The following is a 20,902-nucleotide window of genomic DNA, read 5'->3' as shown; positions in this document are numbered from 1 at the left end:
GCTCCTAGAACGAGCGCGGCATGCCGAGCAGATGCTCGGCGACGTAGGACAGGATCAGGTTGGTCGAGATCGGTGCGACCTGGTACAGCCGCGTCTCCCGGAACTTGCGCTCGATGTCGTACTCGTGGGCGAAGCCGAAACCGCCGTGGGTCTGCAGGCAGGCGTTGGCGGCCTCCCAGGAGGCCTTGGCGGCCAGATACTTGGCCATGTTCGCCGACGCCCCCGCCGGCTTGCCGGCGTCGTACTCCTCGCAGGCGCGCCAGCGCATCAGGTCGGCGGCCTCGACCTCGATGTGGGACTCGGCGATCGGGAACGACACGCCCTGGTTCTGGCCGATCGGCCGGTCGAAGACACGGCGCTCGTTGGCGTAGGCGGTGGCGCGGTCGACGAACCAGCGGCCGTCGCCGATGCACTCGGCGGCAATCAGCGTGCGCTCGGCGTTGAGGCCGTCGAGGATGTACTTGAAGCCCATGCCCTCCTCGCCGATCAGGTTCTCGGCGGGAATCTCGAGATCGTCGAAGAACAGCTCGTTGGTCTCGTGGTTGACCATGTTGCCGATCGGGTTCACCGACAGCCCGTTGCCGATGGCCGCGTGCAGGTCGACCAGAAAGATCGACATCCCGCGGGACTTCTTCTCGACCTGGTCCAGCGGCGTCGTGCGCGCGAGCAGGATCATCATGTCGGAATGCTGGACGCGGGAGATCCAGACCTTCTGTCCGTTGATGACGTATTTGTCGCCCCGTCGCACGGCATTCGTCTTGATCTTGGTCGTGTCCGTGCCGGTGGTCGGCTCGGTCACGGCCATGGCCTGAAGCCGCAGTTCGCCGGCCGCGATCTTGGGCAGATACTGCTTCTTCTGTTCCTCCGAACCGTGGCGCAGCAGGGTGAACATGTTGTACATCTGCCCGTGCACGAAGCCGGCGTTGCCGCCGCAGCGGTTGACTTCCTCGAGGATCGCGGAGGCCTCGGCCAGGCCGAGCCCGGAGCCGTCGTACTCCTCCGGGATCATGGCCGCGAGCCAGCCGGCCTCGGTCAGGGCGTTGACGAAGGCCTCGGGAAACGCCCGCTGGGCGTCGATGTCGCGCCAGTAGGCGTCGCCGTAGTCGGCGCACAGGCCGCGTACGCCGTCGCGGATGGCATCGAGGGATTCCTGGTCAATCATCTTGGGTCTGCTCCGTGAAGGTCAGTTCGGCCTCGTGCGCGGGGCCGTTGTCGTTGGCGGCCCACAGCCGCGCCGCGCCCGGGGATTCGATCACGCCCCGGGCCATGAACGGCGCGGGTGCGATCAGCGGACGCAGGCCGCGGAAGGCGAACGTGTCGATGCGCGCGCCCGGATGGGCGCGGGCGAAGGCGTGCAGCAGGGTGGTGGCAATCAGCGGGCCGTGCACCACCAGCCCCGGATAGCCTTCGGCGTCGGTGACGTAGGGCCAGTCGTAATGGATCCGGTGGCTGTTGAAGGTCACCGCGGAATAGCGGAACAGCAGGGTCGGGTCCGGCGTGATCGTCTCCGACCAGTCGGGGTCCGGCATGGGCCGGTCGAGGCTCAGTCGCGGCGCGCTCGGCTCGCGATAGACGATGTCCTGCTCTTCCTCGACGGCGACCGCTGCGGCCTGGCGATAGCGGTGGCGCACGGTCACGAACAGCAGGGCGCCGCTGCGGCCCTGCTTCTCCTGTATGTCGGTGATCTCCGATTCGCGCACGGCCGGCTCACCGACCCACAGCGGCGCGTGAAACCACAGCCGGCCGCCGGCCCACATGCGGTTGCGGCCGTGCGCCGGCGGCAGAAAGCCGCCCCGGGCGGGATGGCCGTCGGCGCCCAGGCCTTCGGCGTCGACCGGGATCTGAAAGAAGGCCCAGTGCCACAGATGCGGCAGGGCCTGGCCGGGCTCGGGCCGCGGCGCGCCGAAGGTGGCGGCGATGCGGTCGGCCAGCGCGGGGGCGAGGTCGTCCTCGCAGCGTTCGCCGTTGCCGATCCAGTCGCGGGGGTTGTCTGTGCTCATGGGTCGGGGCGGTCCTGTGCTGCGTGAAGCCTGTGCCGGGCCTCGGTGGTCGGCAATCCGATCGTGCGCCAGTGACTCATGATGCACGCTATTGCCCTGAATATGAACACAGTGTACCGTATACATAAATTGGATGGCAATGACAGCGAGTCCGCATGCCCGCTGCCGCGTTGCGGCGACGGTGCGCGTTGTCTTGACCTTCATCGGCCGTACCGACGAGCGAGCAGACCATGGCGCAGGCGATCTACCGAAACATTCCCGACAGCGCGGGCGAGAACGCTTATGCTGCCGACCCGGACTTCGCCCGGCTGCTGCGCATCTACGCGCGCCCGGCGGAGGTGGCCCACGTCGAGCCGCGCTTCGAGGAGCTCGGCGCGCTGGTCGGCGACGAGCTCGAGCAGCTCGCGCTGACCGCCGACAAGCACAAGCCGACGCTCGCGGTGCGCCACCGTAACGCCTCGCCGCGCAACGGCATCGACAAGCACCCGGCCTACGTGCAGCTCGAGCGCTATGCCTTCGAGCATTTCGGCCTCGCCGCCATGTCGCACCGGCCCGGCGTGTTCGACTGGCCGGAGAAGTGGCCGCCGATCGTCAAGTACGGCCTGACCTACCTGTTCGTGCAGGCCGAGTTCGGGCTGTGCTGTCCGCTGAGCATGACCGACGCGCTCACGCGTACGCTGGCCAAGTTCGGCGACCCGGCGCTGGTCGATCGTTTCTTCGACGATCTGACCACGCAGGATTTCGAGGCCCTGTGCCAGGGCGCGATGTTCATGACCGAGCAGGACGCCGGTTCGGACGTCGGCCGCATCTCCACCGAGGCGCGCGAGGAGAACGGCGTCTGGAAGCTTTACGGCGACAAGTGGTTCTGCTCCAACGCCGACGCCGGCCTGGCCATGGTGCTGGCCCGTCCGGTCGACGGTGGCGAGGGCACGAAAGGCCTGACACTGTTCCTGCTGCCGCGGCACAAGGCCGACGGTGAACTCAACGACTATCGCCTGATCCGGCTCAAGGACAAGCTCGGCACGCGCTCGATGGCCAGCGGCGAGATCACCCTCGACGGCGCCGAGGCGTATGTCGTCGGCGAGCCGGGCAGCGGCTTCAAGCAGATGACCGACATGATCAACATGTCGCGTCTGTCCAACGGCGTGCGCTCGGCGGGGCTGATGCGGCGGGCGCTCAACGAGGCGCTGTTCTTCGCCCGCCACCGCGAGGCCTTCGGCCACAAGCTCGTCGACCTGCCGCTGATGTGGCGCACGCTGCTCAAGCTGATGACGCCGGCCGAGCAGGGCCGCTCCATGGCCTTCCACACCGCCGACGTGCTGCGCCGGGCGGACGGCGGCGATGCCCGTGCGCAGAAACTGCTGCGCATCCTGACGCCGCTGATGAAATTCCGCACCACCCGCGACGCGCGCAAGGTCGCCGGCGACGGCATGGAAGTGCGCGGCGGCTGTGGCTACATCGAGGAGTTCTCCGATGCGCGGGTGCTGCGCGATGCCCATCTGGGCTCGATCTGGGAGGGCACCAGCAACATCGTCGCACTCGACGTGATCCGCTCGATCAAACGCGAGGACACGCTGGCCACACTCGTGCCCTATCTGCACGAGTGCCTCGATGCGGTCGAGCTGCCGGCGGCGGCGCGCGGAGTCTTTGACGACGCGCTCGAGCGCGCCGAGCGGGCGGTGATGCGCGTGGTCGAGAACAAGGACGCCACCATCGATACGCGCGTGGCGGCCAGCGGGCTGTATCACGTCGCCTCCGCGGTGTTCCTGGCCTGGGAGGCCAGCCGCAGCGAAGGCGACTGGCGCCGGCTCGCGCTCGCGTGGCTGGTGCTCACGCACCGGGTCCTGCCGCGCGATCCGCTGGCCGTGGACGCGCCCGACGCCGAGCTCGTGCAGTGCCTGCTGGCCGAGGCGCCGATGAGCCGCGACCAGGCGCTGTCACTGGCGCCCGAGCCCGCCTGCGCCTAAAGTCGGCTTTCTGTACACGGTATACGCATAGACAATTCGGCGACGCCGCCCCGGCGTTCCCGTTCCAGCTCTGGAGGATGTCGCCCGCATGAGCGCACTGATGGATGATTCGCAGGACGAACGGCGGATGCTCGCCGACTCGGTGGCCGGCTTCGCCGGCGAGGGCCGCGGCATCGCCCGGGCGCGCCGGCTCAAGGCCGAGGCCGCCGGGCTGGACCGCGCGGCCTGGTCGGAGATGGCCGATCTCGGCTGGCTGGGCATCCTCGTGCCCGAAGCCGCCGGCGGGCTCGGCCTCGGCGTGGGCGAACTCGCGGTGGTCGCCGAGGGGCTGGGGCGCGACTGTGCCCCCGAGCCGCTGGTCGATACCGTCTTCGCCCAGGCCGTGCTGGCCGGATGCGACGCCGACCATGCCGGCGAGCTGCTGGCGGCGACCGCGTCCGGCGAACGCCTGGTGGCGGTCGCCTGGCAGGATGAGGCCCAGGCGCGTGGGCAGGAAGGCCCGGCGAGCGTGCCGGCCGACGGCGGCTCCGGTCGATTGACGGGCCGGCGTGCTCTGGTGACCCCGGCCGAGGCCGATGTCTTCGTCGTCGCCGTGGGCGGGCCCGACGGCGTGGCCCTGTACGCCATCGAGCGCGACGCGCCGGGCCTGTCGGTCGAGACGCAGCCCCGGGTCGATGGCCACGCCGTGCTCGCACTCACGTTCGACGGCGTTTCGCTCGACGACGCGCGCCGGCTGGCCGGCGTCGGCGCGGGTGATGGCGCACTCACGCGCGGGCTGAGCGTGGCCCGGGTCGCGGCCAGTGCCGAACTGTTCGGTCTGGCCGGCGCGCTGTTCGAACAGACCCAGGACTATCTCGCCTCGCGCAAGCAGTTCGGTCAGGCGCTGTCGAGCTTTCAGGCGCTGCGCCATCGCGCGGTCGATCTGTACATCCAGCGCGAGCTGATGCGCAACGCGCTGCGCCAGGCGGTGCGCGCCTTCGACAGCGACGCCGACCCGGTCGATCTGCAGCGTGCGGCGGCCCGCGCCAAGGCGCGCTGTTCGGAGGCTGCGCTGATCATCGGACGCCAGGCCGTGCAGCTGCACGGGGCGATCGGCTACACCGAGGAGGCCAACGTCGGCGTCTACCTGCGCCGCGTGCTGTCGCTGGCCGCTTGGCTCGGCAATGCCGACGCCCAGCGCCGCGAATACGCCCGCCTGACCCGCGCGGCCGCGTAAGGAGAACGAGATGACCGACTGGAACGCCATGGACGACGCGGCCTTCCGCTGCGAGATCCGTACCTATCTGGAAGCCGAGTACCCGAAGGCGCTGCGCCATCCCTCGCGCCGGCTGCGCTGGCACGAAGTCAGCGACTGGTATCTCAAGCGCGCCGAGGCCGGCTGGACCGCGCCCGGCTGGCCGGCCGAGCACGGCGGCGTGGGTCTGTCGCCGTCCAAGCAGCTCATCTTCACCGAGGAGCAGGAGCGCATCGGCGTGGCCCGCGCGCCCGATCAGGGCGTGGTCATGGTCGGCCCGCTGTTGATCCGCTACGGCACCCCGGAGCAGCGCGAGAAGTACCTGCCGAAGATCCTGAGCTGGGACAACATCTGGTGCCAGGGCTATTCCGAGCCGAACTCGGGTTCCGATCTGGCCAGTCTTCGCACCCAGGCCGACGACGACGGCGACCACTGGGTGGTCAACGGCCAGAAGACCTGGACCACGCTGGCCCAGGATGCGACCCATATCTTCCTGCTGGCCCGCACCGACCCGCAGGCCGAGCGCAAGCAGCAGGGCATCAGCTTCCTGCTGGTCGATCTGGACACGCCCGGCATCACCATCCGGCCGATCGAGAACATCGCCGGCCACGAGGAATTCTGCGAGGTCTTCTTCGACAACGTCCGCGTGCCCAAGGACAACCTCGTCGGCAACGTCAACGAGGGCTGGACCATGGCCAAGGCGCTGCTCGGCTTCGAGCGGCTGTTCCTGGGCAGCCCCAAGCAGTCCCAGAACGCGCTCGGCCGGCTGGATGCCTTCGCCGAAGCCCGCGGGCTGCACGACGATCCGGCGTTCTCCGCCGAGTTCACGAAGCTGGCCCTCGATGTGGCCGACCTCTCCGAGGCCTTCGAGTCGTTCGCCGCCCAGGTGCGCGGCGGCGAGACGCTGGGGGCTGATATCTCCTGGCTGAAGATCTGGGGCACGGAAACCTACAGCCGGATCGCCGAGCTCGCGGTCCAGGCCGCCGACGGCGAGGCGCCGCTCGTCGAGGGCCAGGCGATCGGCGAGGACGCGTCGGTCGACGTGCTCAACCTCTATTTCGGCTGCCTGCCTACCACCATCTACGGCGGCTCCAACGAAATCCAGCGCAACATTCTGGCCAAGCAGGTCCTGCGACTGCCGGAGTGACGGCGCGGCTCACCGCAACCGCTTTTCCAATCGAGGAGAGAACATGACGGATCCGATCGAACAACGCGTGGCCGTGGTCACCGGTGCCGGCGGCGGCATCGGCAAGGCGATCGCGCTCGAGATGGCCGCCGACGGCGCGGCCGTGGTGGTCAACGATCTCGGCACCAGCGTGTCGGGTGACGGCACCGACCAGTCCGCGGCCCAGGCCGTGGTCGACGAGATCGAGGCCGCCGGCGGCCGGGCGGTGGCCAACACCGACAACGTGGCCGACTATGCAAGTGCTTCGAACATCATCGCCACTGCCATGGACACCTTCGGCCGGCTGGACGCGGTGATCAACAACGCCGGCATCCTGCGCGACCGCATGTTCCACAAGATGGATCCGGACGAGTGGAAGGCGGTCATCGACGTGCATCTGCACGGCACCTTCAACGTCTCCCGGGCGGCCGCGCCGATCTTCCGTCAGCAGGAAGCCGGCGCCTATGTGCACATGACGTCGACGTCGGGGCTGATCGGCAACCGCGGTCAGGCTAACTATTCGGCCGCCAAGGCCGGGATCGCCTCGCTGTCGAAGTCCATCGCGCTCGACATGGCCGCCTTCAACGTCCGCTCCAACTGCATCAGCCCCTTCGCCTGGTCGCGCATGATCGGCTCGATCCCGACGGATACGCCGGAGCAGCAGGCGCGCGTCGATAAGCTCAAATCCATGACCCCGGACAAGGTCGCGGTGCTGGCGACCTATCTGGCCAGCGACCGGGCGGCCGATGTCTCCGGCCAGATCTTCGCCGCCCGCGGCAACGAGATCTTCCTGATGGGCCAGAGCCGGCCGCTGCGCGGCATCCATCGCAGCGAGGGCTGGGACCCGGAGACCATCGCGAGCGAGGCCATGCCGGCGCTCCAGGGCCAGTTCTATCCGCTGGAGGTCTCCGGCGAAGTCTTCTCCTGGGATCCGGTGTGACCGATCGACGGCCGGCCGCTGCGCCGGCCGTCTTCATTGGGGCCACGGGCGAACCAATCACAACGAAGCCCGGCCCGTGCGAGATATCGGAGTGAGGATATGGCAGTAGGCACGGCGCACGCCGGAACGCTGAACGAGCTGCTCGACGCCCGCGTGGCGGACGGCGGCGACGACCCCGCCCTGATCCAGGGCGACACTCGCATCACCTACGCCGAGGTCGCGGCCCGGGTGCGCCGCGTGGCCGCGGGCCTGGCGCGGCTCGGCATCGGTCCCGGCGACCGGGTGGCGGTCTGGCTGGGCAACGATCCGGCGTGGATCGAGCTCGAATTCGCGCTGGCGCGCCTGGGCGCGGTGGCGGTGGCGATCAACACCAAGTACCGGCGCCACGAGGTCGAGGACATCGTGGGTCGCTCTGGCGCACGCGCGCTGGTGCTGCCGCCGACGCTGGGCGAGATCGATTGCCTCGCGCTGATCGCCGACTGCGACGACGAAGCGCTGGCCGCACTCGAGACCCTCGTGCTGGTCGGCGAGACGCCGGCGGGCGATTGCTACGCGGGACGCAGCCTTGCGAGCTACGCCGCGCTCGACGCGCATGGCGAGCATGCGCGCGACGAGGGCACGCCGGATGCGCCCTGCATGATCTTCACCTCCTCGGGCACGACCTCGGCGCCCAAGCTCGTCACCCACCGGCAGGCCGCGCTCGTCCACCACGCGCTCGCGGCGGCGGATGCCTTCGGCTATCGCGGTGCGGCCGATACCGTGGTCCTGGCGATGCTGCCGTACTGCGGCGTGTTCGGGTTCAACACCGTGATGGGCGCGTTCGCGGCGGGCCGGCCCACCGTGCTGCTGCCCGCCTTCGAGGCCGGGGCGGCGGTCGCGGCGATCGAGCGTCACGGCGTCACGCACACCAACGGTGCCGACGAGATGTTCCGGCGCATCCTCGACGCGGCCGAGCCGGTCTCGCGCATCGCCACGCTGCGGGAAGGGGCCTTCGCCAATTTCAGCGCCGACGCCGCCGCGCTGGTCGATCGGGCCCACGCGCTGGGCATCAAGCTGTTTCAGACCTACGGCGCCTCGGAGGTGCAGGCGCTGATGGTCTATGCGGCGGCGGGCTCGGGACCGGAGCGCTGGGCGGTGGGTGGTGGCACGCCGTCCTCGCCGGACACGCGTGTGCGCGTGCGCGACACCGAGACCGGCCGGCTGCTCGGCCCCGGCGAATCGGGCGAGATCGAGGTGGGCGGGCCGCACGTCATGGTCGGCTATCTCGGCAACGACGAGGCGAACGCCAAGACCTTCACCGACGACGGCTTCGTGCGCACCGGCGATCTCGGCTATATGGAGTCAGGCGACACCTTCGTCTATCTGGCCCGGCTGGGCGACACGCTGCGCCTCGGCGGGTTTCTGGTGAACCCGCGCGAGATCGAGGCCTATCTGGAGTCCTTCGATGCGATCGACCAGGCCCAGGTGGTCGCCGTGGACACCGAACGCGGGCCGCGGCCGGTGGCCTGGGTGATCGTCTCCGAGGGCCATCATCTGGATGCGGAGTCGATCATCGCCGCCTGCCAGGCGGACATGGCCAAGTACAAGGTGCCAGTCCGGCTGATCGCGACCGAGGCGTTTCCGACCACGCCGAGCGCGAACGGCGTCAAGATCCAGAAGGCCAAGCTGCGCGAGCAGGCGCAGGCCGAGATCGACGCGGGGGTGTCGTCATGAGCGCGGCGACGCTGCCCGAGACCATGGCGGCCGTGCGCATGGCGCGGTTCGGCGGGCCGGAGGTTCTCGAGAGCGTGCGCGTGCCGCTGCCGAGCCTGGGCGCGCAGGACGTCCTGATACGGGTGGCCTACTGCGGCGTCTGCCGGCACGATCTGCTCACCCGGGCCGGTGCGTTCCCCAGGATCGATCTGCCCGTCATCCTCGGCCATCAGGTCAGCGGCCACGTGGTGGCCGTGGGCGACGCGGTCGCCGGCGTGGCCGAGGGTGCGCGCGTGATGAGCATGATCTACACCGGCTGCGGCGGCTGTGCCGCCTGCGATGCCGGCAATCAGGCCCTGTGTCTCGACGAGCGGCCGCGTTTTCTCGGCGAGGACGTCGATGGCGGCTATGCCGAATACGTGCGCGTGCGCGCCGATACCCTCGTGCCGGTGCCCGACGGCGTGAGCCTGAAGGCCGCCGCCGTGGTCATCTGCACGGTCGGCACCGCCTATCACGCCCTGGTCACGCGCGCGCGGCTGCAGCGCGGCGAGACCGTGGTGCTCACGGGCGCTAGTGGCGGCGTCGGTATCCACGCGATGCGGCTCGCGAGACAGCTCGGCGTTCGCGTGATCGCGGTCACGTCGAGCGCCCGTCGCCGCGCCGATCTGGAGGCGGCGGGCGCGAACGACGTGGTCGTCGCCCCGGCGCTGGATTTCGCCCGCGAGGTCAAGCGGCTGACCGGCGGGCGCGGGGCGGACGCCGTCATCGAGATCGTCGGTGCCGCGACGCTATCGGCCTCCATCCATGCCGTACGCAACGGCGGCCGGGTGGTGATGCTCGGCAATGTGGAAGGGCTGCCCGCCGAGATCCGGCCGGCCCACTTCATCCTCAAGGAAATCAGCCTGGTCGGCACGAAATCCTGCACCACGGCCGAACTCGCGGACGCGCTGGCCATGATCTCGGCCGGCGAGCTGGCCGTGGATGTCGGCGAGGCGCTGCCGCTGTCGGCGGCGGCCGAGCTGCACCGCCGGATGGAGGCCAACACGGCGTCCGGCCGGCTCGTGCTCGAGGTCGCCGGCGAGCCGGGAGATAGGCTCTAGCCTGCGACTTTCGTATCGTTGACTGGGTACTGTATACATAGATAATCTGATCTGAAAACACCGCGGTCCAGCGGGCGTGTCCGGAGACCGCCCGGACAACGGCCGTGCCAGAGCGCTGGAAAAGCGCCATCGGAGGAGCAACAGATGAAGTCGATCCAGGATCATCGCCGGCGCGTGCGCGCCGTTGTCATCGCCGCGGCCGCGGCCTTGACGCTCGGTGCGGCCGGTGCGGTCGCGGCCGACGACTCGGGGCCGGTATTCAAGGTGGGCGCGCTGTTTCCGCTGACCGGCCCGAATGCGGTCTACGGCAAGCTGTTCAGCGAGGGCGCCGATCTCGCGGTGGAGCACGTCAACGACAGCGACGAGATCGACGGCCGGCTCGACATCGTCCACGCGGACAGCCAGGCCCTGCCCCAGCCGGCGGTCGTGGGCATGAACAAGCTCGTCAACGTCGACAAGGTGAACTTCGTGCTCTCGGCGTTCTCCGGCGTGAGCAAGGCGATCGCGCCGATCGGCAACCGCGAACACGTGCTCATGGTCAACGGCGGCGGCGTCAGCCCGGAGTTGGCGATCGGCGATTACTTCCTCAACGACATCCCCTTGTCGGACGACGAGGTCAATGCGCTTCTGCCCTATGCGGTCGAGGAGATGGGCATCGAGCGGATCGCCGTGATCCATGTCAACGATCCGTTCGGCAACGGCGTCAATCGGGTGATCAAGGAGCGCTGTGCCGAGCTGGGCTGCGAGGTCGTCTCGGAGATCGGCATCGACCCCTCGGCGACGAGCTTCCGCTCGGAGGCGGTCAAGCTGCGGGCGGCCGGCGCCGATGCGATCTACATCGCCTCCTACGGCCAGCAGCAGAACGTGATCGCCAAACAGCTTCGCGACGGCGGCATCCGGTCCCAGCTGCTGAGCTATTCGGCCTTCGGCATTCCCGCCACGCAGGCGCTGGGGGCGGCCGATGGCGCGGTCTACACCTCCGAGCACATTGACTACGACGCCGACGAGCTCACGCGCGATTTCCTGTCCAGCTTCAAGGACGAGTACGGCGAGGAGCCCAACTATTACCAGGTCAACTACTACAACGCGGTGCTGATCTACGCGGATCTGATCGCGCATCTGCAGTCGCAGGACAAGGCGGTCACCGGCGAGAACCTGCGCGCCGCGCTCCAGGAGATGGGCTCGTTCGACGTCGTCGGCGGCAAGATCAGCTTCCGCGAGGACGGCACCGTCCGCATGCCCATCGAGATCAACCGGATCTCGGACGGCGAGTCCGAGGTGCTCGAGACGGTGGAGCTGACCGAATGAGCCGGCGCGTCGCGTTTCGAAACGGGACGGGAGGGGCGTCGTGATCGTTCTCTTCCAGATGTTCGTGGAAGGCGTGGCGGCCGGCAGCCTCTATGCGCTGGCCGCCGTCGGGTTCGCGCTGATCTACGCCACCACGCGCACGTTCCATTTCGCCCACGGCGCCACGATGATGCTCGCGGCCTACGCCTTCTATCAGGCGGTCACGGTCTGGCAGTGGCCGGCGGTTTTCGCGGTGGCGCTGGCCGTAGCAGTGGCCGTGGCGTTCGGCGTCGGCGTGGAGCGGCTGGTCTATCAGCCGATGCGGCGTACCGATGCGTCCTTTCTCACCATCTTCGCGGCCTCGTTCGGCCTGTTGATCGTCGCGACCAACGTGGTCGTGCTGCTGTTCGGCAACAGCTTCTACAGCGTGGATTCGACGTTGAGCCGGGGGTTTCTGGTCGGGCCGCTGTATCTGTCGTGGGTCAATCTCCTGTCCGTGGCCGTCGCCCTGGTGTCGATCACGGCGCTGCAGTGGTTCATGCGGCGGACGCGCACCGGCGTGATACTGCGCGCGATGATGGATGACGCCGCGCTCGTCGGCGTGTTCGGTCTCGGCGATCGGCGCTACGGCATGATCGCGTTCGCGATCGGTTCCGCGCTGGTGGCGCCCGCGGCCATTCTCACCAGCCTGAACGCGGGTCTGCAGCCGTCGATGGGCGCGCTGCTGACGCTGCTGGCGATCGCGGGCGCGATCGTCGGCGGCATCGGCAATCTCTGGGGGGCGGCGCTGGGCGGTCTGCTGCTCGGCATCGCCGAGAACGTCGGCGTCTGGCAGCTGTCCTCGACCTGGAAGCCGGCGATCACGTTCGGCGTGCTGCTGATATTTCTGATGTTCAAGCCGGACGGGCTGCTCGGCGCAGCCACGCGACGCTCATGATCGCCTATATCGCCAACCTAGGCGTGCTGCTGGGAATCGCCGTCATTCTGGCGTCGTCGCTGAACCTGATGGTCGGTTACGCCGGCATCTTCTCGGTGGCGCATGCGGTGTTCTACGGCGTGGGCGCGTATGCGGCGGCCAAGATCGCGCTCGGGGTGACCGACTCCTTTCTATTGGCGACTGCGGTGGCGATGTTCGTCTCCGGCGCCGTGTCCTTTCTGCTGGCCGTGCCGGTGCTGCGGGTGCGCGAGGAATACTTCGTGGTGGCCTCGATCGGCTTTCAGGTCGTCGCGTCGACGATTTTCACGAGCTGGCACGCGGTCACCGGCGGCATGGGCGGCCTGGCGGGCATCCCGCCGGCCCGCGTGCTCGGCTGGCAGCTGACTTCGCCGGTCGAGTATCTGATCCTGACCGCGGTCTGCATGGTCCTCGTGCTGGCCTTCATCGCGGTGCTGGTGAAATCGCCGTTCGGTCGCGCGCTCAAGGCCTTTCGCGACGACGAGGTCGCGGCGACGGCGCTGGGCAAGGATCCGCTTGCGCTGCGGGTGGCGGCCACCACGATCTCGGGCGCGCTCGCCGCGGTCGCGGGTTCGATCTACGCGTTTCACGTGTCCTTCGTGAACCCCGAAAGCTTCACCCTCGACTATTCGGTGATGATCCTCGCCATGGTGATCATCGGCGGTGCGGGGTCGCTGGCCGGGCCGATCGTCGGCGCGGTGTTCATCACCGCCTTTCCGGCACTGCTGAACTTCATCGAAATGCCCAGCCGCTACGTCGGGCCGGTCGAGCAGCTCATCTACGGCGCCTCGATCGTGCTGTTGATGGTCTTCTGGCCGAACGGGCTGGCCAGCATCTGGCGGTTGCTGCGACCGCGCCGCCCGGTGCAGGCGGCCGGCGGCGGTACGGAGCGCTAGTCATGGCGGCACTCGATATCCACGGCCTGCGCAAGGCCTTCGGCGGCAACGTCATCATCCCCGACGTGACCCTGGCGCTCGAGCCGGGGCTGATCACCTCGCTGGTGGGGCCCAACGGCGCGGGCAAGACGACCCTGTTCAACCTGATCACCGGCTTCCTGCGGCCCGACGCGGGCTCGGTGCACTACAAGGGCAGCGACCTGGTCGGGCTGTCCCCGCAGCGCGTGACCCGGCTCGGCATCGCGCGCTCGTTCCAGGACCTGCGCCTGTTCAACGAGATGACCGTGTTCGAGAATGTGCTGGTCGCCCAGGAATCGAGCTTCAGGCTTTGGACCCGGGCGGCCGCGTGTCGGCACACCGACGCCGTGCTCGAGCGCGTCGGTCTGGCCGACAAGCGCGATACGCGTGCCATGGATCTGTCCTACGCCGAGCGCAAGTTCCTCAATCTCGCTCGGATCATGGCGCTCGACATCGATCTGTTCCTCCTCGACGAGCCGGCTTCGGGGCTGGACGGCCCGTCGCGCACCACTTTTCACACGCTCCTGCAGTCCCTCAAGGACGAAGGCCATACGGTGCTGCTGATCGAACACAATCTGGATATCGTGCGCGAGGTCTCCGATCGCATCGCCTTTCTCAACAAGGGCGAGGTCATGGCCTTCGATACGCCCGAGCGCATATTCGCCAACGAGCGGCTCACGGATCTGTATTTCGGCACGGCGGGGCGTCCCGCGGAGGCCGCGTCATGCTGAGCGTCCATGACTTCCACGCCGGCTATCCCTCGGTGCCGGTGGTCTCCGGCGCCGAGCTGCGCGTCGAACGCGGCGAGATCGTCTCGCTGTTCGGCCATAACGGCGCCGGCAAGTCCACCCTGATGAAGGGCGTGTTCGGCGTGCTGGGCGACTGCCGGGGCGAGGTGCGTTTCAACGACGCCGCCGTCGCCGGAGCCTCGACCCGCTCGCTCATGCGCCGCGGCATGGTGCTGGTGCCGCAGGAGCGCGGCGTCTTCCCGAGCCTGACCGTCGCCGAGAACCTGCGCATGGGCTTCTGGGCCAGCGGCGAGTCCGCGCGTGCCGAATACGACCGGCGCCTGGCGCGAACGCTCGGCTATCTGCCGATTCTGGACGAGCGCAAGGACGATCGGGCGGGGGAGCTGTCCGGCGGGCAACAGCAGATGGTGAGCATCGGCCGGGCACTGCTGGCGGGGCCGAAGCTGCTGCTGCTGGACGAACCTTCCACCGGCCTGGCGCCGAATCTGGTCGACGACATCATGGCGCTGGTGACGCGGCTGCGCGAGGAGGAGGGCCTGAGCGTGCTGCTGGTCGAGCAGAACGTCGGCCAGGCGCTCGCGGTCTCCGATCGGGTCTATCTGATGAAGGGCGGACGCATCATCCACGAGGCCACGCCCGACCAGCTGACCTGGTCGCGCAGCCTGTGGGACCTGTTCTGACGCGCGTCGGCGCCGACGCGTCGAAAGCGGTGTGATAGTTTTCCAGTCGACTCAAGCAGCGAAGCGCAAGGATCATGAGCAGCAAATCCAGTTTCGGCCCGGTACGTCGTCGCTCGATCGAGGACGAGGTGTACATGCGCATGCGCGAGGCCATCCTCAAGGGCGAGATCGAGGGTGGAGAGCGGCTGGTGCACGAGGATCTGGCCAGCCGTTTCGGCACCAGCCGGATTCCCGTGCGCGACGCCCTCAAACGGCTCGTCTTCGACGGCCTGGTCGATGCAGACGAGCGCGGCGTGTGTCGCGTGAGCCACTTCGGGCTCGAGGATGTCGAGGAGATCTACTCGCTCCGCGAGATGCTCGAGGCTCAGGCCGTGGTCAAGGCCACCGCGCAGCTCACCGATGAGGAGATCGATGAGCTCGAGCGGCTGCAGGGCGACATCGAGGCCGCGGCCGAGGCCGGCGACAAGCAGACCTATGTGGAACTCAACCAGGAGTTTCATCGCGAACTCTACGACAGTGCCGATCAGCCGCGACTGTCACGCATGATCTACGGCCTCTGGCAGGGCCTGCCGCCGCTCACGCCGATGGCCATCGACAATCGGCTGGTGCAGGCGGCGCGTGAGCACCGCGGCATCCTGAGCGCACTGCGCGAACGCGACGCCGATGCCGCCGGCTCGGCCATGCGTGAGCACATCGCCACGGCCGGGCGCGCGCTCTACGACTACGTGGCGAGCAAGGAAGGCAAGATCCGCTGATACGCGCCGCGGCGGCCGGTGAGCGACCGGCCGCTACGACGGGTCTGTGGCCCGGCATTGCCGGGAGCCGCCGACTTGCGTCCATGGCAAGGCCGTCGACGGAATACGGAATACTGATAGGGTTGTGAAACAAGGAGGGGCGGAGATGAAAAAGAAAACACAGGCGCTCGTTGCGGCCATGCTGAGTGCGGCGTTCGGCACCGCCGGTGCGCAGACGCTGCCGGACACGATGACCTGGTCATCCTATGACGTCGGCTCGGCCGGCTACGCCGAGGCGTCGGCCATCGCGGATGCCTTCGGCCGGGAATACGGCACCCGCGTGCGCATCCAGCCCTCCGGGTCGGCGGTCGGCCGGCTGCAGCCCTTGCTGCAGGGCCGCGTCGACTACGGCTATCTCGCGACCGAGACCTTCTTCGCCACCGAGGGCGTGTTCGATTTCGCCAGCCGCCGCTGGGGCCCGCAGGATCTGCGCGTGGTCGCCGGCCGGCCGTCGTCGTTCGGCATGCCCACGGCCGCGGACGCGGACATCGATACGGTCGCCGACGTGGCCGGCAAACGCGTGGCCTATGTCGCCGGCAATCCCTCGATCAACGTCAAGTGCGACGCCGTGCTGGCCTTCGCCGGGCTGGATCGCGACGACGTCGACCTGCGCATGTTCCCGACCTACGGTGCGGCGATGAGTTCGCTCGCCCAGGGCCAGGCCGATGCGACCTGCACCCTGACCACGCCGAGCCAGATGTACGAGCTGGCCGAGTCCCCGCGCGGCATTCACTGGGTGCCGCTGCCGCCCGACAACGAACAGGGCTGGCAGCGTCTGCAGGCGCTGGCACCGTTCTTCGCGCCGTTCGAGGAGACCGTCGGCGCGGGCATCTCGGAGGACGAGCCGGTTCCGATGATGGCTTATCGCTATCCGATGATCGTCGTGCGCGCCGACCAGAGCGAGGAGGCTGTCTACAACTACATCAAGGCGCTGGACGAGACCTTCGATCTCTACAACGACGCCACCGCGTCGATGCCGCGCTGGGATCTGGAGCGCGCCGGCCACCCGCCGGTCGATGCGCCGTTCCATCCCGGTGCGATCAAGTATCTTGAAGAGCAGGGTATCTGGACCGAGGCGGATCAGGCCTGGAACGATCGACGCCTGAAGCGGCTCGAGGCCCTGCGTGCGGCCTGGAAGGACGCGCTCGCGGCCAATGAAGACGCCGACGACCAAGCCTTCGCCGAAGCCTGGGCCGAGGCCCGGCGGAACACGATCGCCGCGCTCGAGTCCGGCGACGACGATAACGAGTGATCGGATAATCAAGAGCGCATCAAGCGCACCACGAGGAGGAGAGCACCATGCTTAATAAGACACGAACCGCTGCGGCGAGCGCGGTCCTGGCGGCCGGCTGCGCGCTGGGCGCGTCCGGCGCGCTGGCGCAGGACCTGCCGGATACCATGACCTGGTCGTCGTATGATGTCGGCTCGGCCGGCTATGCCGAGGCTTCGGCGATGGCCGACGCCTTCGGCAAGGAATACGGCACCCGCATACGCATTCAGCCGTCCGGGTCGGCGATCGGTCGGCTGCAGCCGCTGCTGCAGGAACGGGCCGATTACAGCTTCCTCGCCACCGAGACCTTCTTCGCCACCGAAGGACTCTACGACTTCGCCGACCCGCGCTGGGGCCCGCAGGATCTGCGCGTGGTCGCCGGCCGGCCGTCCTCATTCGGCATGCCCACGGCCGAGGACGCCGATATCCGCGAGCTCGCCGATGTGGAAGGCAAGCGCGTGGCCTATGTGGCCGGCAACCCGTCGGTCAACGTCAAGTGCGATGCGCTGTTGGCCTTCGCCGGGCTGACCCGCGACGACGTCGATGCGCGCATGTTCCCGACCTACGGCGCGGCGATGAGCTCGCTCGCCCAGGGCCAGGCCGATGCGACCTGCACCACGACCACGCCCAGCCAGATGTACGAACTGGCCGAGTCCCCGCGCGGGATCTACTGGGTGCCACTGCCGGCTTCCGACGAGAAGGGCTGGAAGCGTGTGACCGAGGTTGCGCCGTTCTTCAAGCCGTATAAAGAAACGGTGGGCGCGGGCATCAGCGAGGATAATCCGGTGCCGCTGATGGCCTATCGCTACCCGGTGCTGACCGTGCGCGCCGACATGTCCGATCAGGCGGTCTACGACTTCACCAAGGCCATGGACGACACCTTCGGCATGTACAAGGATGCCACCTCGGTGATGCCGCGCTGGAAGCTGAGTGAATCGGGTACCCCGCCGATCGATGCGCCGTTCCATCCGGGCGCAATCAAGTACCTGAAGGAAAAAGGTATCTGGACCGACGACATGCAGGAGTGGAACGACAAGCGCCTCGCACGTCTGGAAGCCCTGCAGGCGGCCTGGCAGGAGACCAAGGAAGAGGCCGGCGACAAGACCGGCGAGGACTTCCAGGCCGTCTGGGAGGACAAGCGTCAGGCCGCGCTCGACGCGCTCTGATGCCGATGCCGGCGGGTGCGTCCGCATCCGCCGGCAACTTTTCCCTCTTCTGCAGGACAACCCGGAATGATCAATCGAATCAGGGATTCGATCGCCGAGGCGATCGCATGTGTCGCCGACGGCGACACCCTCATGTGTGGCGGCTTCGGCAGCTCCGGAGTCGCCTTCAATCTGATGGATGCGCTGCTGGATCACGGCGCGCGCGATCTGACGATCGTGGCCAACAACGCCGGCGTGGGCGAGACCGGCATCGCCCGGCTGCTCGCCGAGAATCGCGTCGCGAAGGTCATCTGCTCCTATCCGCGCTCGCCGGGCTCGGTCTGGTTCGAGCGCCGCTACGAAGAGAACGCCATCGAGCTGGAGCTGGTGCCCCAGGGCACGCTGGCCGAGCGCATCCGGGCCGCGGGTGCCGGCCTCGGCGGCTTCTACACGCCCACCGGCTACGGCACCGCCCTGGCCGAAGGCAAGCGCACCGAGATCATCGACGGCGTCGGGCACGTCTTCGAGACCCCGCTGTCCGCCGATGTCGCCCTGCTCAAGGCCGAACGGGCCGACCGCTGGGGCAATCTCGTCTATTACAAGACCGCCCGCAACTTCAATCCGATCATGGCCACGGCCGCGCGCACGGTGATCGCCGAAGTCTCGGCGGTCGTCGCGCTGGGCGACATCGACCCGGAGCAGGTGGTCACGCCGGGCATCTTCGTCGACCACGTCATCGAAACCGAACAGGCCGTCGCATGAACCGTCTCACCCCCGAACAGGTCGCCGCCCGCTGCGCGGCCGACATCCCCGACGGCGCCTACGTCAATCTCGGCATCGGCATGCCCACGGAGGTGGCCAATCACGTGCCGGCGGATCGCGAGGTCATCTACCACAGCGAGAACGGCGTGCTCGGCTTCGGCGCCGCCCCCGCGCCCGGCGAGGAGGACCCGCAGCTGATCAACGCCAGCAAGCAGCACATCACCATGCGCCCGGGCGGTTCGTTCTTCCACCACGCCGATTCCTTCGGGATGATGCGCGGCGGCCATATCGACATCTCGGTGCTTGGCGCCTATCAGGTCGCGGCCAACGGCGATCTGGCCAACTGGTCGACCGGCAGCGAGACCTATCCGCCGGCGGTCGGCGGCGCCATGGATCTGGTGGTGGGCGCGAAGCAGCTGTTCGCGATCACCCGGCATACGCTCAAGGACGGCACGCCCAAGATCGTCGAGCGCTGCAGCTATCCGCTGACCGGCGCGGGCGTGGTCAGCCGCATCTATACGGATCTGGCCGTGATCGCGGTCACCGACGCCGGGCTGCAGGTGATCGAACTGCTGGCCGGCAACGACTTCGACACCGTTCAGAACGTCACCGACGCGCCGCTGATGGCCCCCGACACCGCCCGACGAGCACAAGGATAAGCCCGCATGGCCTGGACCCTGGAAGACGAGATCGCCTGGACCGAGCGCAACCCCTTCCGCATGCATCTCGGCGTGGCCATAGAACGCGTGAGCACCGACGGCAGCGGCGACTGCGAGATCGCACTCGAGATCAACGACAACCTGGTGCAGGCCTACGGCATGGTGCACGGCGGCATCTACTGCACGCTCATCGACACGGTGCTCGGCACGGCCGTGCGTTCGGCCTATCAGCACGACATCGGCCCGCTGACCATCGATCTCAACGTCAGCTTCCTGCGCCCGGCCGGCAAGGGCCGCATCTATTCGAGCGCGTCCATCGTCAAGAAGGGCCGCCAGATCGTGGTCGGCGTCGCCGACGTGTTCGACGCCGAACGGCGCCAGCTGGCCACCGGTCGCGGCTCTTTCGCCCTGCGCGATCAGCCGCGTCACCGCGCCGACTAGGGCCCGTCGACACGTCATGCAAGCTCGCCCCAGGGTCTTTCTGAAAATTGACTGTGGGCGGAAGACGATCCGTCGTACGCGTCGCGCAGTCACACGGCACGAGCGTGCGACAACGCTGGATCGCCGCACAACGGCGCAGGGCCCGGACGGCGGGGCCGCCCATGGATATTGACCGTGAACGGCCCAGGGCGGTGCAGCCCTGAGCGTGGCGCGCCACGATCGACGATTCGCGTCTCGCGGCACGCGATGCGCGGGGCCCGGCGCCGCGTTCGCAACACGTTTCGACCAACCCCGGAACCTTCATTTGCTCACATCGAGGACAACCCATGAGCCGTGAACCCAGACCCATTCGTTCCGACATCGCCTGGAGCACCCGCGACCGCATCGAGGTGCGCGGCAAGAGCCTGCCCGACGAGATCCTCGGGCATTTCAACCTGGGCGATCTGGCCTACCTGCAGCTCACCGGAAAGACGCCGACCGAGGCCGAGTCGCGTGTCTTCAACGCGATCGTCATCACGCTCGTCGAGCATGGGATCACCCCCTCCGCACTGGCCGCGCGGTTGACCTATGCCGGCGCGCCGGAGTCGCTGCAGGCCGCGGTCGCCGCCGGCCTGTGCGGGCTGGGCACGGTCTTCGTGGGCAGCATGGAAGGTGCCGCGAAGATGCTCTACGAGGTGCTGCCCACGGATGCGCCGGCGGATGCCGACCTGGACGCGATCGCGAAGCAGACGGTGGCCGATTACCGCGCGCGCAAGCAGATCATTCCCGGTCTGGGGCACCCGCTGCACAAGCCGGTGGACCCGCGCACCCCGCGGCTGTTCGCCATTGCCGAGGACAACGGCATGGCCGGACGCTATGTCGAGCTCATGGGCAGGATCCAGGTCGAGGCCGAAGCGGCCTCGGGCAAGCAGCTGCCGATCAACGCCACCGGCGCGATCGGGGCGATCTGCTGCGAATTCGGTTTCCCCGGCCATATCGTGCGCGGCTTCGGCGTGATGGCGCGCGCCATCGGGCTGGTCGGCCACATCCTCGAGGAGTCGGAAAATCCCATGGGCGTGGAGATCTGGCAGCGGATCGAGGACGAGGCGACCGCCCACATCCGCCCCGAGTGAGCCCCCGCGGCGGGCGCGGAATGCCGCGCCCGCTGC

Annotated in this window: 20 protein-coding genes; 18 read left to right on the top strand and 2 right to left on the bottom strand. The window is 68.4% G+C overall.

Annotation, left to right across the window (positions count from 1 at the left end):
• Nucleotides 1–4 precede the first annotated feature (4 nt).
• Together SAOR_RS15105 and SAOR_RS15100 are read right to left on the bottom strand one after the other, a co-directional pair.
• Nucleotides 5–1,162, bottom strand: a complete 1,158-nt coding sequence (locus SAOR_RS15105; RefSeq protein WP_123632145.1) for an acyl-CoA dehydrogenase family protein — start codon at nucleotides 1,160–1,162, stop codon at nucleotides 5–7.
• Nucleotides 1,155–2,000, bottom strand: coding sequence for an HTD2 family dehydratase (locus SAOR_RS15100; protein ID WP_123632144.1), 846 nt, complete (start codon nucleotides 1,998–2,000; stop codon nucleotides 1,155–1,157). The genes SAOR_RS15105 and SAOR_RS15100 overlap by 8 nt, the downstream gene beginning before the upstream one ends.
• 230 nt (nucleotides 2,001–2,230) lie before the next feature.
• Between SAOR_RS15100 and SAOR_RS15095 the strand changes: the two genes are divergently transcribed.
• The 18 genes from SAOR_RS15095 (at nucleotide 2,231) to SAOR_RS15010 (ending at nucleotide 20,866) form a co-directional block, all read left to right on the top strand.
• Nucleotides 2,231–3,967, top strand: a complete 1,737-nt coding sequence (locus SAOR_RS15095; RefSeq protein WP_123632143.1) for an acyl-CoA dehydrogenase family protein — start codon at nucleotides 2,231–2,233, stop codon at nucleotides 3,965–3,967.
• Nucleotides 3,968–4,055: 88 nt separating this feature from the next.
• Nucleotides 4,056–5,183 (top strand): acyl-CoA dehydrogenase family protein, encoded by a 1,128-nt coding sequence (locus SAOR_RS15090; RefSeq protein ID WP_123632142.1) that lies wholly within the window; start codon nucleotides 4,056–4,058, stop codon nucleotides 5,181–5,183.
• A gap of 10 nt (nucleotides 5,184–5,193) precedes the next feature.
• Entirely contained in the window at nucleotides 5,194–6,348 is a 1,155-nt protein-coding gene (locus SAOR_RS15085; RefSeq protein ID WP_123632141.1) for an acyl-CoA dehydrogenase family protein, read from the top strand.
• A 43-nt stretch (nucleotides 6,349–6,391) separates the two neighbouring features.
• Nucleotides 6,392–7,306 (top strand): SDR family NAD(P)-dependent oxidoreductase, encoded by a 915-nt coding sequence (locus SAOR_RS15080; protein WP_123632140.1) that lies wholly within the window; start codon nucleotides 6,392–6,394, stop codon nucleotides 7,304–7,306.
• 99 nt (nucleotides 7,307–7,405) lie between these two features.
• Nucleotides 7,406–9,019 (top strand): AMP-binding protein, encoded by a 1,614-nt coding sequence (locus tag SAOR_RS15075; protein ID WP_123632139.1) that lies wholly within the window; start codon nucleotides 7,406–7,408, stop codon nucleotides 9,017–9,019.
• Complete coding sequence (locus SAOR_RS15070; RefSeq protein WP_123632138.1) at nucleotides 9,016–10,098, top strand: alcohol dehydrogenase catalytic domain-containing protein; 1,083 nt, start codon at nucleotides 9,016–9,018, stop codon at nucleotides 10,096–10,098. The genes SAOR_RS15075 and SAOR_RS15070 overlap by 4 nt, the downstream gene beginning before the upstream one ends.
• 144 nt (nucleotides 10,099–10,242) lie before the next feature.
• Nucleotides 10,243–11,406 carry an ABC transporter substrate-binding protein gene (locus SAOR_RS15065; protein ID WP_123632137.1) on the top strand — a complete coding sequence of 388 codons (1,164 nt, stop codon included), beginning with the start codon at nucleotides 10,243–10,245 and terminating at the stop codon, nucleotides 11,404–11,406.
• Nucleotides 11,407–11,446: 40 nt separating this feature from the next.
• Entirely contained in the window at nucleotides 11,447–12,322 is an 876-nt protein-coding gene (locus SAOR_RS15060) for a branched-chain amino acid ABC transporter permease (RefSeq protein ID WP_123632136.1), read from the top strand.
• Entirely contained in the window at nucleotides 12,319–13,236 is a 918-nt protein-coding gene (locus tag SAOR_RS15055; protein ID WP_123632135.1) for a branched-chain amino acid ABC transporter permease, read from the top strand. Before SAOR_RS15060 ends, SAOR_RS15055 begins: the two co-directional genes overlap by 4 nt.
• A 2-nt stretch (nucleotides 13,237–13,238) precedes the next feature.
• A complete protein-coding gene (locus SAOR_RS15050) occupies nucleotides 13,239–13,985 on the top strand; it encodes an ABC transporter ATP-binding protein (protein ID WP_123632134.1) in 747 nt (248 codons plus the stop codon).
• A complete protein-coding gene (locus tag SAOR_RS15045) occupies nucleotides 13,979–14,683 on the top strand; it encodes an ABC transporter ATP-binding protein (protein ID WP_123632133.1) in 705 nt (234 codons plus the stop codon). The genes SAOR_RS15050 and SAOR_RS15045 overlap by 7 nt, the downstream gene beginning before the upstream one ends.
• Nucleotides 14,684–14,757: 74 nt before the next feature.
• Nucleotides 14,758–15,438 carry a GntR family transcriptional regulator gene (locus tag SAOR_RS15040; RefSeq protein WP_123591642.1) on the top strand — a complete coding sequence of 227 codons (681 nt, stop codon included), beginning with the start codon at nucleotides 14,758–14,760 and terminating at the stop codon, nucleotides 15,436–15,438.
• A 145-nt stretch (nucleotides 15,439–15,583) separates the two neighbouring features.
• Entirely contained in the window at nucleotides 15,584–16,729 is a 1,146-nt protein-coding gene (locus SAOR_RS15035; RefSeq protein ID WP_123632132.1) for a TAXI family TRAP transporter solute-binding subunit, read from the top strand.
• Nucleotides 16,730–16,776: 47 nt separating this feature from the next.
• Nucleotides 16,777–17,913 carry a TAXI family TRAP transporter solute-binding subunit gene (locus tag SAOR_RS15030; RefSeq protein WP_123632131.1) on the top strand — a complete coding sequence of 379 codons (1,137 nt, stop codon included), beginning with the start codon at nucleotides 16,777–16,779 and terminating at the stop codon, nucleotides 17,911–17,913.
• A 66-nt stretch (nucleotides 17,914–17,979) separates the two neighbouring features.
• The gene (locus SAOR_RS15025; RefSeq protein ID WP_123592681.1) at nucleotides 17,980–18,654 is read left to right on the top strand and encodes a 3-oxoacid CoA-transferase subunit A; all 675 of its coding nucleotides are present in this window, start codon (nucleotides 17,980–17,982) and stop codon (nucleotides 18,652–18,654) included.
• The gene (locus SAOR_RS15020) at nucleotides 18,651–19,313 is read left to right on the top strand and encodes a 3-oxoacid CoA-transferase subunit B (RefSeq protein WP_123632130.1); all 663 of its coding nucleotides are present in this window, start codon (nucleotides 18,651–18,653) and stop codon (nucleotides 19,311–19,313) included. Before SAOR_RS15025 ends, SAOR_RS15020 begins: the two co-directional genes overlap by 4 nt.
• Before the next feature lie 6 nt (nucleotides 19,314–19,319).
• On the top strand, nucleotides 19,320–19,754 hold the full coding sequence (locus tag SAOR_RS15015; protein ID WP_123592679.1) for a PaaI family thioesterase: 435 nt from the start codon (nucleotides 19,320–19,322) through the stop codon (nucleotides 19,752–19,754).
• 326 nt (nucleotides 19,755–20,080) lie between these two features.
• Nucleotides 20,081–20,866 carry a citryl-CoA lyase gene (locus SAOR_RS15010; protein WP_123592678.1) on the top strand — a complete coding sequence of 262 codons (786 nt, stop codon included), beginning with the start codon at nucleotides 20,081–20,083 and terminating at the stop codon, nucleotides 20,864–20,866.
• Nucleotides 20,867–20,902 lie beyond the last annotated feature (36 nt).

Origin of the sequence: Salinisphaera orenii subsp. orenii MK-B5 (genome assembly GCF_003788635.1) — a bacterium.
GTDB lineage: Bacteria > Pseudomonadota > Gammaproteobacteria > Nevskiales > Salinisphaeraceae > Salinisphaera > Salinisphaera orenii.
The sequence above is the reverse complement of the archived record's forward strand: the minus strand, read 5'-3'. Positions and strand labels throughout refer to the sequence as shown.